Here is a 12636-nt window from a genome sequence, read left to right as displayed (position 1 = left end):
TCTGCGCCGGCGGCTACAGTGCGATGAACCGCGTCATCGCGAGGGGGCCGGCATGGCCACCGGCCCCCAAGTCGCTTACTTCATGTGCTTGCTGAGATGCTTGTTCATCTCGAACATCGTGCACTTGTCGCCGCCGAAGATCGGCTTGAGCTTGGCGTCGGCGAGGATCTCGCGCTTGTTGGCGGGGTTCTGCAGATTGTTGGCCTTGATATAGGCCCAGATCTTGCTCACCACTTCGCTGCGCGGAAGGGCAGCCGAACCCACGATCGCCGCGAGCTCGGGCGAGGGGGTGACCGGCTTGGCGATCCCGCCACGGGCGCCGCCTTTGGTATCCGCCATTTTCTTCTTCTCCTGATCGCGCCCGGTTTTCGGGCTATTGCTTCGTAGCGCCATCGGCTTCCCCCCAGGGAAGCAAAAACTCCGCTGCCGCTGGCGATGCTCTACTGTGGATTTTTCGCATATGCATCCCCCCCTGCCTTTGAGACGAACAGTTTATCGTCCAAGACGGATCGTGCTATCGAAGGCGTTGGAGCAGAGGGGAGAGGCGTGATGCGGGTTCTGGTGATCGCTGGAGTGCTGCTGCTGGGCGGCTGCGGGAGCGCGCCGACCACCAATTATTCGGCCCCGCCGCCCGAAGCGACGATCGTCGCAACGCCCACGCCGATCGCTACGCCGACACCTGAGGCGCCGGTCGGGCCTTCGGACACGCCGATCGGCGACGACAATATCCAGACCGCGGCCGGGGAAGCCGTCGCCAACGGGATGTAGCGTTCCGACGTCGCCGCTATTCTGACATCGTCATCCCGGCGAAAGCCGGGACCCAGGGCCGCGAGCGATGTCCTCCGCAACGCTGGCTCCCGGCTTTCGCCGGGATGACGGTTGGGAGGCGATCGGCTGAATCTTCAGGCCGCGCGGCGCGCCTCGGCGAAGCCCTGGAACGTGCCGCGCACCGCGGGCGCGGCATGCGCGACCAGCTCGGCCACGCGCGCGATGAAGGCATCGGCGTCGTCGCCCGGGGTGCGGTGCGCCATCGCCCAGTCGCCGAACTCGCGCGCCTCGATCTCGCGGCGGAGCAGGACGACGATCGCGCGGTGGCGCGGATCGAGCTGGATGCGCGCGAACGCCTGCTCGACCGCAAGCGGCTCGCCCTCGAGCACCTGGAGGAAGCGGCGCTCGTCCGAATAGAGCAGCCCGGTGATCCCGTCGCGTGCGTTGTTCACCCGTGACACCCGCAGGATCGCCTCCGGATCGGGTGCGGTTTCGGGCACGACGCTGCTGACGTAGACGAGCTGGAACATGGCTTCATTCTTCCGCGAACTGGGTCCGAAGGCGTTACCGGCGGCGCTTTAAGATTTCGCTGACGCGGGCATCGCCATAGTGGACAAATCAGCCCTCGCGGTGCATGGAGCGCGGCGTGACCAGGCTGCTCGCCCTCGGACTTCTCCTTACCCGCCCTTAGGGGCGTAGCGCCGTGCGCGTCTCCCCTAAGGGCCAAGCGAACCCGAAGCGACCCTGACCGGCCGAGCCGGCCAAGCCGAGAGACTCACATGTTGCGCGATCCCAGCATCAAATACCGCCCCTTCCCGCAGGTCGACCTGCCCGACCGGCAATGGCCGAGCCGCACGATCACCCAGGCCCCGCGCTGGCTCTCCACCGACATGCGCGACGGCAACCAGGCGCTGATCGACCCGATGGATGGCGAGAAGAAGACCCGCTTCTTCGAGCTGCTCTGCAAGGTGGGCGTGAAGGAGATCGAAGTCGGCTTCCCGAGTGCGGGCGCCACCGAGTTCGACTTCATCTCGGGGCTGGTGAAGGACGGCCGCATCCCGGACGACGTGATCGTCCAGGTGCTCACCCAGAGCCGCCGCGACCTGATCGAGACGAGCTTCGAGAGCCTGCGCGGCGCTTCGAAGGCGATCGTCCACCTCTACAACGCCGTCTCGCCCGCCTGGCGCCGGATCGTCTTCGGGATGAGCCGCGACGAGGTCCGCGAGATCGCCGTCAGCGGCGCCAAGGTGCTGCGCGACTGCGCCGCCGCCCAGCCCGACACCGACTGGCATTTCGAATATTCGCCGGAGACCTTCTCGACCGCCGAGCTCGATTTCTCGGTCGAAGTCTGCGAGGCGGTGATGGACGTGCTGCGGCCGACCCCCGAGCGCCCGCTGATCCTCAACCTCCCCGCGACGGTGGAGGCGGCGACGCCCAACATCTATGCCGACCAGATCGAATGGTTCGGCCGCAACATCCGCAACCGGGATTGCGTGGTGATCAGCCTCCACACCCACAACGACCGCGGCACCGGCGTAGCGGCGACCGAGCTGGGGCTGCTCGCCGGCGCCGACCGCGTCGAGGGCTGCCTGTTCGGCAACGGCGAGCGCACCGGCAACGTCGACCTCGTGACGGTGGCGCTCAACCTCTACACCCAGGGCGTGAACCCGGGGCTCGACTTCTCGGACATCGACGAGGTGATCAAGACCGTCGAATATTGCAACGCGCTGCCGGTGCATCCGCGGCATCCCTATGCCGGCGACCTGGTGTTCACTGCCTTCTCGGGCTCGCACCAGGATGCGATCAAGAAGGGCTTCGCGGCGCAGGCCGAGCGCAACGACCAGCTGTGGGACGTGCCGTACCTGCCGATCGACCCCAAGGACCTGGGCCGCGACTACGAGGCGGTGATCCGGGTCAATTCGCAGTCGGGCAAGGGCGGCGTCGCCTGGGTGCTCGAGCAGGACAAGGGGCTGAAGCTGCCCAAGCGGATGCAGGCCGAATTCTCGAAGCATGTCCAGGCGCTCGCCGACGAGACGAGCCGCGAATTGAACGCCGCCGACATCTGGGGGCTGTTCGAGCGGGTGTACCTGCCGGGCGAGCGCGACCGGTTCGTGCTGGTCGACTATGAGGAGAGCGGGACGGCGGGGCAGCGGCTGTTCGTCGGCCGCGTGGCGATCGACGGCGAAGCGCGCTCGATCTCGGGGCGCGGCAACGGCCTGATCTCGGGCGTGATCGACGCGCTGTCGGTGTCGACCGGGCCGAATTTGGACGTGGTCGACTATTCGGAGCACGCGATCGGGCATGGCGCCGATGCGCAGGCGGCCGCCTATGTGGAATGCCGGACGGAGGACGGGCGGACGGTGTTCGGCGTGGGCATCGACGCGGATATCGCGACCGCGAGCGTCAGGGCGGTGCTGAGCGCGGCGAATAGGGTTTAGAATAACAGCGGATTGCGCGACGCCGCGTTTGTGCGCTTCGCCCTCGGCAAATGGCCGGGCATGGCGCATCTGCGTTCGCGCCCGCCGGGCATCCATCGCTCATTGACTTATAGGGAATTTACCCGATTATAGCTCAATGAGCATATACTATCCTATAAAGAGATAAAAATGGACCCGGTTCGAAATCCGTTTGCGCCCGGGGCGGGTTCGCAGCCGCCCGAACTGGCGGGTCGTGACAGAATTGTCTCGGACGCGGACACTGCCCTGCAACGAATCCTGCTCGGGCGTCCGGCGCAATCGCAAATGCTTCTCGGCTTGCGGGGTGTTGGGAAAACCGTTCTGCTCAACAAGATCGAACAGACCGCGGAGGCACATGGCTATCTGACGTCGTTTATCGAAGCGCCGGAAGATCGAAAGCTGGTCGATCTGCTTTATCCGAAAATCCATCAGGTGCTTCGCAAGCTATCGCTCGTCGAAGCCGCGAAGGCCACTACGCACAAGGCGATGCGCGCGCTCCGCAGCTTTGCGAGTGCCTTCAGGATCAACATGGGTGATTTCGAAGTTTCGGTCGATCCCGAGCCTGGCACCGCTGACAGTGGGAACCTGGAATATGATATCACGGAGCTGTTCCTGAAGGTCGGCGAAGCGGCGAAGGCTGCTTCCCGCGGCTGGGTGTTGTTGATCGACGAAGTCCAATATCTCTCCGCCGAAGAACTCGGCGCCTTGATCGTGGCGATCCATCGCATCAACCAGAAGGGATTGCCTGTCATTCTCTTCGGTGCCGGTCTGCCGGCGATCGCCGCACTGTCCGGCGATGCGAAATCATATGCCGAACGGCTCTTCACCTTCCCCGAAGTCGACGCGCTGCCAAAGGATGCCGCCGCAAACGCAATACGGCAGCCCATCGAAGAAGAAGGTGAAACGATCGATGAAGCGCTGCTCGACCAGATCGTCACGTCGACGAAGGGCTACCCCTATTTCCTCCAGGAATGGGGGTATCAGGTCTGGAACGCGTCGCAGCAGTCACCGATCTCGGTCGGCTGTATTGAAGTCGCCGAGCGGGAAGCATTGCGCCGGCTCGACGAAGGCTTTTTCAAGGTCCGGGCTGATCGCCTGACCCCGAAGGAGAAGGAATATGTGATCGCCATGGCCCGATTGGGAACCGGGCCATATCGATCCGCGGACGTCGCCGAGGCGTTGAATGAAAAGCTTACGACCTTAGGGCCCAGGCGAGCGCAAATCATCGCCAAGGGAATGATCTACAGCCCAGCCCACGGCGACATTGCCTTTACCGTTCCGATGTTCGACGAATATCTCAAACGCCACTGGATCGTGGACTGACCATCCGGCGACGTCGGGGTTCGCCGCGACCTCCGGCCAAGCGCCCTCACCGCCCATCCATCAGCTTCTGCGAGAAATACACCATCTGCATCGCCTGGATCCGCGCGCCCTGGGCGATGTCGGCGTCGCCCGAGTGCCCGCCCGCCGTGTCCTCGTAGAACAGATAAGGCAGCCCATATTCCGCCATCCGCGCGGCGAACTTGCGCGCGTGCTGGGGGCCGACGCGGTCGTCCTTGGTGGTGGTCCAGATGAAGGGCTCGGGATAGGCGACGCCCTTCCTGAGGTTCTGGTACGGCGAGATCTTCGCCAGGAACGCCTTCTCCTCCGGCACCGAGACGCTGCCGTACTCGCCTACCCACGAAGCGCCCGCCTGGATCTGCTCGTAGCGCAGCATGTCGAGCAGCGGCACCTGGATCACCACGGCCTTCCACAGCTCGGGATGCTGGTTGAATTCGACGCCCATCAGCAGCCCGCCGTTCGAGCCGCCGTAGATGCCGAACTTCGCCGGGCTGGTCAGCTTCCGCGCGAACAGGTCCTTCGAGACGCTCGCGAAATCGTCGTAGATGATCTGGCGTTTGGTCTTGAGCCCCGCCTCGTGCCACTTGGGGCCGAACTCGCCGCCGCCGCGGATGTTGGCGAGCACGAAGCTGCCGCCGCGCTCGAGCCACAGCTTGCCGAGGCTGCCCGAATAATAGGGCGTCTCCGACGACTGGAAGCCGCCGTACGCGGTCATGATCGTCGGCGTGGTGCCGTCGAGCTTCACGCCCTTCCGGTGGACGATGAAGTACGGGATCTTCGTCCCGTCGGTCGAGGTCGCCTCGAACTGCTCGACGACGTCCTGCGAGGCATCGAAGCGCGCCGGGGTAGCCTTGACCTGCGCGAGCTTGCCGCTCGCCGCGTCGACCGACCAGAGCGTGGTGGGGGTGAGGAAGCCGGTGACGCTGAGGTAGCCGAAGTTGCTCGTGTCGGTGGTCGAGACCAGGCCGATCGTGGCGTTGTCGGGCAGCGTGAGCGGGGCCGAGGTCCAGCCGGTCGCGGTGGGCGTGTAGATCGCCGCTCGGCCGCGGACATTGTCGGTGTAGGTGAGGAGCAGCTTGTCGCGCGTGGTCGCGAAGCCGTCGACCGACTGGCGCGGACTGGGCTGGAAGATGACGGTGGGCGAAAGGTCCCCGCCGTCGCGCAGGTCGGCGAGCGTCACCGAGACGAGCGCGCCGCCGGGGATGGTCTTGCCGCCGGTGGTCCAGTCTTCGCTCAGGTTGATCAGCACGCGGCCGTCGATCATCCCGCCGGGGCCCGACTTGGCGGGGAGCGGGAGGCGCGTGGTGCCCGCGTCGGTGAGGAGGAACTTGTCCGATTCGAAGAAGGTACGGTTGTTGATGATCATCGCGACGCGGTTGCCCCTGGCGTCGGTGAGGAGCGCGGGGCCGGCGCCGATGTCCTCGGGCTTGCCGCGATAGACTTCGACCGCGGCGTCGAGCGGCTGGCCGCGCTTGAGTTTCTTGACGACGAAGGGATAGCCCGAGGCGGTCATCGTGCCGGGGCCCCAGTCGCGCGCGACGAGGATCGTGTCGTCATCGAGCCAGCTGACGTCCTGCTTCGAGGTGGGCAGGCTGAAGCCGCCGTCGACGAACGTGCCCGTCTCGAGGTCGAACTCGCGCACGGTGACGGCATCCTCGCCGCCGTCGGAGAGATAGACGAGGCAGCGGCGCTCGGCGGGGGGCAGGCAGCTGCTGCCCTTGTACACCCAGTTCTTGCCTTCAGCCTTGCCGAGCGCGTCGACGTCGATCAGCGTGGTCCATTGCGGCGCGGCGCTGGCGTAGCTCTCGGGCGTGGTCCAGCGCCACAGGCCCTTGGGATGATCGGTGTCGCGCCAGAAGTTGACGATGCGGCCATACACCTGCGCGGGCATCGCGATCCTGTCCTTGGCGGCGGCGATCGCGAGGGCATCGTCGAAGAAGGGCTTGTAGCGCGCGTCGCCCTGGAGGCGGGGGAGCGTCCTGGCGTTCTCGGCCTCGACCCAGGCCATCGGCTTGGCGCCGTCCTTGTCCTCGAGCCAGAGATAGGGGTCGTCGGCGGATGCGGGGGCGGGCGCCGGCGCGGTCTGGGCAGCGAGCGGAAGCGGTGCCAGCGCGAGCGTCGTGGCGAGTAAGGTACGGATCTTCATGGCAGAAACGACTCCCCGGATCGGATCGCGCGACTATGCCGGGTTCGGGCCGCCGTTCAAGCGGCGAGACCCCTTGGAAAGCCGGCGCGGCACCCCAGATGAATAGTTCAACAAACAGGAACCATTCCCATGGCCGACGACGCCCCGAACCCCGCCGACAATTTCCCCGCGGGCTATGTGCCGCCCAAGGTCTGGACCTGGGAGCAGGGCAATGGCGGCGCCTTCGCCAACATCAACCGGCCGGTTTCGGGCGCGACGCACGAGCAGGCGCTGCCGGTGGGCAAGCACCCGCTCCAGCTCTATTCGCTGGCGACGCCCAACGGCGTGAAGGTCGGCATCCTGCTCGAGGAGCTGCTCGCGGCGGGCCATTCGGGCGCCGAATATGACGCCTGGCTGGTCAACATCGGCAAGGGCGAGCAGTTCGGCAGCGGCTTCGTCGCGGCGAACCCCAATTCGAAGATCCCGGTGATGGTCGATCATTCGGTCGAGCCGACGGTGCGGCTGTTCGAGAGCGGGTCGATCCTCTTCTACCTGGCGGAGAAGTTCGGCGCCTTCCTGCCGACCGAGCCGCACAAGCGCGCCGAGACGATGAACTGGCTGATGTGGCAGATGGGCGCGGGGCCGTTCGTCGGCGGCGGCTTCGGGCATTTCTTCACCTATGCCCCGGTGAAGATCGAATATGCGATCAACCGCTATGCGATGGAAGTGAAGCGCCAGCTGCATGTGCTGGATACGAACCTGGCTTCGCGGGAGTATATCGCGGGTGACGAGTATACGATCGCCGACATGGCGATCTGGCCCTGGTACGGTGCGCTGGCGCGCGGCGAGGCCTATGCGGGCTCGGCGGAATTCCTGAACGTCGGCGAATATGAGCACCTTCAGCGGTGGGTGGCGCAGGTCGGCGCGCGCGAGGCGGTGAGGCGCGGGCGGATGGTCAACCGCGCTACGGGTCCGCTGGAGCAGCAGCTGCGCGAGCGGCACGACGCCAGCGACTTCGAGACGAACACGCAGGACAAGGTGCTGGCTCGGGAGGGCGAGGCGGCCTGATCTGCCTCTAGCCGTCATCCCGGCGAAAGCCGGGACCCAGGGTTACGAAGGACATCGCTCGCGGCCCTGGGTCCCGGCTTTCGCCGGGATGACGGTTTGGGAATGTGAGGAGAGTGGAGCCTAACCCCGCACTCGCTCCACCTCGCAGCCCACGCGTGCATCCGGATAGATGTCCAGCTTCATCGACCGCACCCGCACCCGACACACCCGCGGGTCCGCCAGTGCCAGCGCCGCGACTTCGTCGCACAGCGTCTCCTGCAGCTCGAAATGGCGCGATTCCACCAAGCGGCGGATGCCCGCCCGCAGGAAGTCGTAATCGACCACCGCCTCGATCCGGTCCTCCGGCGCGGCGGCGTAGCGGCAGTCCATCTCGACATGGAGATGCACCCGCTGCGGCGCCGCGCGCTCGTGCGGATGGATGCCGAGGCCCATGGCGAGCTCCAGCCCCTCGAGCCGGATCGTGTAGCGCGCCTCAGCCATGCGGCCGGCTCCGGCCCTCGAACATCACATCGCCCTCGCGCGAGAGGAAGCGCTGGCCGCAGTCGACGAAGATATTCTGTCCGGTGACGCTCCCGGCGCCCAGCAGATGCTCGACCGCCGCGGCGATGTCGTCGAGCGCGACGGGGCGCTGGAGCAGGTTCTGCCGCGCATGGCCGGCGAACTCCTCGGGGGTCTGGTCGAGGCTGGGCAGGGTGAGGCCCGGCGACACCGCGTTCACCCGGATGCGCGGGGCGAGCGCGCGGGCGAGCAGTTCGGTGGCGGTCGCGAGCGCGGCCTTGCTCAGCGTGTAGGTGAGGAAATCGGGGTTGAGGTTGGCGACCTTCTGGTCGAGCAGGTTGACCACCGCGCCTTCGTCGAGGTCGTCCTGCCCGGCGAGCGCCGAGGCGAGCGCGATCGGCGCGCCGAGGTTCACGCGCATATGCTGGTCGAGCAGCGCGAAATCGGTGAGCGGCAGCGTGTCGAAGGCGAATTGCGAGGCGTTGTTGACCAATCCCTCGATCGTCCCGTCCAGCGCCTCGCGCGCGGCTTCGATCAGCGCGGGCGCCGTGGCGGCGTCCTCGAGCTCGCCGGTGACGGCACAGATCGTGCCGCCGGCGGCGCGCACCGAGGCGACCAGCGCCTCGGCATCCTCGCCGGCATGGTGGTGATGGATCGCAACCGCGTGGCCGCGCAGCGCCAGCCGCCGCGCGATCGCCGCGCCGATCCGCCGCGCGCCGCCTGTCACCAGCACGCGCACGGGGTCAGTATCCCATCAGCTTGAGCACTTCGGCGCGGCTGCGCTCGTCCTCGCGGAACACGCCCATCATCCGGCTGGTGACCATGCCGACGCCCGGCGTGCGCACCCCGCGCGCGGTCATACACGAATGGCTCGCATCGATGACGACGGCGACGCCCTGGGGATGGAGCGCGTTCCAGATACAGTCGGCGACCTGCGCGGTCAGCCGCTCCTGCACCTGCAGCCGCCGCGCGAAGCCGTGGAGCACGCGCGCGATCTTCGAGATGCCCACCACCTTGTCGTTGGGCAGATAGGCGATCGAGGCCTTGCCGATGATCGGCGCCATGTGATGCTCGCAATGCGACTGGAAGGGGATGTCCTTCAAGAGCACGATCTCGTCATAGCCGCCGACCTCCTCGAAGGTGCGCGAGAGATGATGCGCGGGGTCCTCGCCATAGCCCTGGCAATATTCCTTCCAGGCGCGCGCGACGCGCTTGGGCGTGTCGACCAGCCCCTCGCGCTCGGGGTCGTCGCCGGCCCAGCGGATCAGCGTGCGCACCGCTTCGGCGACCTCGTCGGGCACCGGAATCTTGGCCGGAGCCTCGATGATGTCGCCGTCTTCGGGGCCTTCCTCGCGATCAACCATAATTTTCTCGTTTCGCTCTCCCAACGGTCGTCTCGCCGCTTGACGCTACGTCACGCTGGTCTTGGCCCGAAAGCCACTGTTGCACTCTTGTGTCGCCTCGGGAAAAACCGCTGAAATCCGCCGGAAAGCGCGGCCTAATCCCGTTGACGCCTCGGGAAATGCAGCGATAGTTGCTGCCACACGAAAAGCAACGCGCGACCGGCAAAGATCGGAGCGCGTCAAGGAGGGGTGCCAACCATGAAGAAGCTTCAGCTGCTTGCGGCGACTGCACTGACCCTGTGCATCGCGTCGCCTTCCTTCGCACAGGACAATACGACGCCGCCGGCCCAGGACGACCAGTCCCAGTCCTATGACGGCGCGAACGAGATCGTCGTCACCGCGACGCTGCGCAACGAGACGGTGCAGGACGTGCCGGTCGCGGTGACCGCGGTGCCGGCCGAACTGCTCCAGAACGCCGGCGTGCAGGACATCAAGGGCCTCGAGCAGCTCGCGCCGAGCCTTCAGACCACCACCGGCCAGTCGGCGGCGACGGGCTCGTCCTTCTCGATCCGCGGCATCGGCACCGCGGGCGACAACCCCGGCTTCGAGCCGGCGGTGGGCGTGTTCATCGACGGCGTGTTCCGTCCGCGCGCGGGCGTGGCGCTCGCCGAGCTCCCCGAGCTCGACCGCGTCGAGATCCTCCGCGGGCCGCAGGGCACGCTGTTCGGCCGCAACACCTCGGCCGGTGCGGTGCGCGTGTTCACCGCGCAGCCCAAGTTCGAGTTCGGCGGCCATATCGAAGGCTCCTACGGCAACTACAACGCCTGGGAGCTCAACGGCGGCGTCACCGGGCCGGTGAGCGAGCAGTTCGCGGTGCGCCTCGACGCGGGCATCCGCAAGCGCGACGGCTATATCCATGACGTCAACACCGGCCGCGACATCAACAACATCGACCGCTATAATTTCCGCGGCCAGGCGCTGCTCGATACCGGCGCGGTGACCTTCCGGCTGATCGCCGACTATTACCATACCGACGAAGCCTGCTGCGGCGCGGTGAGCGTGGCGCGCGGGTCGCTGGCCAATGCGATCAACGCGGTGGCGGTGCCGCAGGGCCTGATCGGCATGTACACCGGCTCGCCGTCGGATCGCCGCATGGCGGTCTCGCCGAACCGCAACTATGGCGAGCAGGTCAAGGACGGCGGCGTCTCGGGCGAGCTCAACTGGGATCTCGGCAGCGTCAACCTGACTTCGATCACTGCCTATCGCAAATGGTCGGCCAACCGCGACCAGGACATCGACTTCTCGGGCATCGATCGCGCCTATCGCGACGATTACCACGTCAATCTCAACGACTTCACCCAGGAGCTGCGCTTCCAGGGCTCGCTGTTCGGCGGCAAGCTCGACTGGCTGATCGGCGGCTTCTTCCTCAATGAATCGCTCAAATTGCGCGACACGGTGAAGATCGGCAACGACGGCAATCGTTACGTCGACACCGTCTTCGCGGGCGCGCTCGGCGCGGCGCCGCCGGCGGGCTTCGGCACGCCGCTGCAGTTCTTCGGCTCGCTGGGGCCGACGGTGCCGCTGTTCGGTGCGGCGCTGCTCAACCCGGCGGTGCCCAACAGCCTCGCGGCGCTGCAGGCGGCCTATGGCGCCTCGCTCGGGCCGCTCGTCGGCTGCTTCCGCGCCCAGGTCGGCACCGCGCCGTCGTCGCTGTGCGTCGTCCCGGGCTTCTCGGGCACGCCGGTCCCGGGCCTCGCCGCGCTGGTCACCAACCCGCTGCCGGGCGCGGTGGCGGGGCAGGGCAACAACCCCGACCTGTTCAACGTCAAGACCAACGCGATCGCGCTGTTCACCCACAACATCATCAACGTGAACGACAAGATCTCGATCACGCTGGGCGCGCGCTGGAACCATGAGAAGAAGACGCTCGACGCGACGATCAACAACAACCTCGGCTCGTGCGCCTTCTTCGACCAGGTCCGCGCCGGCAATGCGGCGGCGGCGACCTATGCCAAGTATCTGACCGCCGCCGGGCTGTTCAACAACCTGTTCCTGCTGAGCTGCAACCCGGCGGTGAACAGCGAGTTCAACGGTACCTATGCGCACAGCCGGAGCGAGGACAAGATCACCGGCACCGCCAAGCTGTCGGTCAAGTTCACCGACAAGGTGCTCGGCTATTTCAGCTACGACCGCGGCTACAAGTCGGGCGGCTACAACCTCGACCAGGCGACCTTCGACTCGGTGCTGCTCGGCGGCAACGGCGCGCAGGGCTCGGACCTGGCCTTCGGGTCGGAGACGGTCGACTCGTTCGAGCTGGGCTTCAAGACCAGCTTCAGCCGCGCCTTCACGCTGAACGCCGCGCTGTTCCGGGCGAAGTACCACGACCTGCAGAATCTGGTGTTCAGCGGCAACAACTTCGTGGTGCAGAACATCAAGTCGTCGACGTCGCAGGGCATCGAGCTCGAATCGATCGTCCGTCCGTCGCGGGACTTCACGCTGCGGCTGGCCTATACCTTCCTCGACGCCAAGTACGACAAGTCGAACAACTTCACGGGCACGCCGCTGGCAGGGCTCGAGGGGCAGCAGATCCAGAACCAGCCGCGCAACGTGATCACGGGCGCCGCGACCTGGACGCCGCACCTCTTCGGCAACATCAACGGCCTGCTCCACGTCGACGCGCGCTACAACAGCGCCACCGAGATCGCCGGCGTGAGCACGACCTTCCCGGGCCAGGGGATCGTCCGCAACGACGAATATGTGCTGGTGGACGCGCGCATCGGCCTGCAGACCGAGGACGGCAAGATCCGCGGCGAGTTCTTCGTCGATAACCTGACGAACCAATATTACAACATCACCGGCTTCGCGGTGCCCGAGCAGACCGGAAACTATGCCGGCTACCCCGGCTATCCGCGCTTCTACGGCGTGCGGCTGCGCTACGGCTTCTGATTGCCGGAGAAGGGCTGAGAGATTGGGGCGCTCCGGAGTTTCCGGGGCGCCCTTTTCTCTGTCCGCTGCTTAACCGTCATCCCGGCGAAAG

Annotated in this window: 11 protein-coding genes; 5 read left to right on the top strand and 6 right to left on the bottom strand. The window is 66.3% G+C overall.

Going from position 1 to position 12636, the window contains the following annotated elements; genetic code table 11:
• Positions 1-75: 75 nt before the first annotated feature.
• Positions 76-339 carry an SWIB/MDM2 domain-containing protein gene (locus J7495_RS06840; RefSeq protein ID WP_294055657.1) on the bottom strand — a complete coding sequence of 88 codons (264 nt, stop codon included), beginning with the start codon at positions 337-339 and terminating at the stop codon, positions 76-78.
• Positions 340-546: 207 nt separating this feature from the next.
• On the opposite strand from J7495_RS06840, the gene J7495_RS06835 reads away from it, so the two are divergent.
• Positions 547-768: a hypothetical protein gene (locus J7495_RS06835; RefSeq protein WP_294055655.1), complete on the top strand. Its 222-nt coding sequence runs from the start codon at positions 547-549 to the stop codon at positions 766-768.
• A 134-nt stretch (positions 769-902) separates the two neighbouring features.
• Here J7495_RS06835 and J7495_RS06830 read toward each other — a convergent pair whose 3' ends face one another.
• Complete coding sequence (locus J7495_RS06830; RefSeq protein ID WP_294055653.1) at positions 903-1298, bottom strand: BLUF domain-containing protein; 396 nt, start codon at positions 1296-1298, stop codon at positions 903-905.
• 249 nt (positions 1299-1547) lie between these two features.
• Between J7495_RS06830 and leuA the strand changes: the two genes are divergently transcribed.
• Both leuA and J7495_RS06820 read left to right on the top strand, forming a co-directional pair.
• Entirely contained in the window at positions 1548-3206 is a 1659-nt protein-coding gene (leuA, locus tag J7495_RS06825) for a 2-isopropylmalate synthase (RefSeq protein WP_294055651.1), read from the top strand.
• 168 nt (positions 3207-3374) lie between these two features.
• On the top strand, positions 3375-4547 hold the full coding sequence (locus tag J7495_RS06820) for an ATP-binding protein (protein WP_294055649.1): 1173 nt from the start codon (positions 3375-3377) through the stop codon (positions 4545-4547).
• Between the two features lie 46 nt (positions 4548-4593).
• Here the strand turns inward: J7495_RS06820 and J7495_RS06815 are convergent, their stop codons facing one another.
• Positions 4594-6711, bottom strand: coding sequence for a prolyl oligopeptidase family serine peptidase (locus J7495_RS06815; RefSeq protein ID WP_294055647.1), 2118 nt, complete (start codon positions 6709-6711; stop codon positions 4594-4596).
• 129 nt (positions 6712-6840) lie between these two features.
• On the opposite strand from J7495_RS06815, the gene yghU reads away from it, so the two are divergent.
• Positions 6841-7758, top strand: a complete 918-nt coding sequence (yghU, locus tag J7495_RS06810; RefSeq protein ID WP_294055645.1) for a glutathione-dependent disulfide-bond oxidoreductase — start codon at positions 6841-6843, stop codon at positions 7756-7758.
• Positions 7759-7878: 120 nt separating this feature from the next.
• On the opposite strand, the gene J7495_RS06805 is transcribed toward yghU, so the two are convergent.
• Genes J7495_RS06805 through folE form a run of 3 tightly spaced genes read right to left on the bottom strand, consistent with a single transcriptional unit; the run spans position 7879 to position 9620 of the window.
• Entirely contained in the window at positions 7879-8238 is a 360-nt protein-coding gene (locus J7495_RS06805; RefSeq protein ID WP_294055643.1) for a dihydroneopterin aldolase, read from the bottom strand.
• Positions 8231-8995, bottom strand: a complete 765-nt coding sequence (locus tag J7495_RS06800; protein WP_294055641.1) for an SDR family NAD(P)-dependent oxidoreductase — start codon at positions 8993-8995, stop codon at positions 8231-8233. The genes J7495_RS06805 and J7495_RS06800 overlap by 8 nt, the downstream gene beginning before the upstream one ends.
• 4 nt (positions 8996-8999) lie before the next feature.
• On the bottom strand, positions 9000-9620 hold the full coding sequence (gene folE / locus J7495_RS06795) for a GTP cyclohydrolase I FolE (protein ID WP_294055639.1): 621 nt from the start codon (positions 9618-9620) through the stop codon (positions 9000-9002).
• A 237-nt stretch (positions 9621-9857) separates the two neighbouring features.
• Between folE and J7495_RS06790 the strand changes: the two genes are divergently transcribed.
• Positions 9858-12545, top strand: coding sequence for a TonB-dependent receptor (locus J7495_RS06790; RefSeq protein ID WP_294055637.1), 2688 nt, complete (start codon positions 9858-9860; stop codon positions 12543-12545).
• Positions 12546-12636: the final 91 nt, after the last annotated feature.

This window comes from Sphingomonas sp., from assembly GCF_017745215.1.
GTDB lineage: Bacteria > Pseudomonadota > Alphaproteobacteria > Sphingomonadales > Sphingomonadaceae > Sphingomonas.
This window is presented reverse-complemented; position numbering and strand designations above follow the sequence as displayed.

Bases quoted from the DNA above. Each gene is read 5' to 3' on its own strand.
- J7495_RS06840 (WP_294055657.1), bottom strand. From the start codon at position 339: ATGGCGGATACCAAAGGCGGCGCCCGTGGCGGGATCGCCAAGCCGGTC.
- J7495_RS06830 (WP_294055653.1), bottom strand. From the start codon at position 1,298: ATGTTCCAGCTCGTCTACGTCAGCAGCGTCGTGCCCGAAACCGCACCC.
- leuA (WP_294055651.1), top strand. From the start codon at position 1,548: ATGTTGCGCGATCCCAGCATCAAATACCGCCCCTTCCCGCAGGTCGAC.
- J7495_RS06820 (WP_294055649.1), top strand. From the start codon at position 3,375: ATGGACCCGGTTCGAAATCCGTTTGCGCCCGGGGCGGGTTCGCAGCCG.
- J7495_RS06815 (WP_294055647.1), bottom strand. From the start codon at position 6,711: ATGAAGATCCGTACCTTACTCGCCACGACGCTCGCGCTGGCACCGCTT.
- yghU (WP_294055645.1), top strand. From the start codon at position 6,841: ATGGCCGACGACGCCCCGAACCCCGCCGACAATTTCCCCGCGGGCTAT.
- J7495_RS06805 (WP_294055643.1), bottom strand. From the start codon at position 8,238: ATGGCTGAGGCGCGCTACACGATCCGGCTCGAGGGGCTGGAGCTCGCC.
- folE (WP_294055639.1), bottom strand. From the start codon at position 9,620: ATGGTTGATCGCGAGGAAGGCCCCGAAGACGGCGACATCATCGAGGCT.
- J7495_RS06790 (WP_294055637.1), top strand. From the start codon at position 9,858: ATGAAGAAGCTTCAGCTGCTTGCGGCGACTGCACTGACCCTGTGCATC.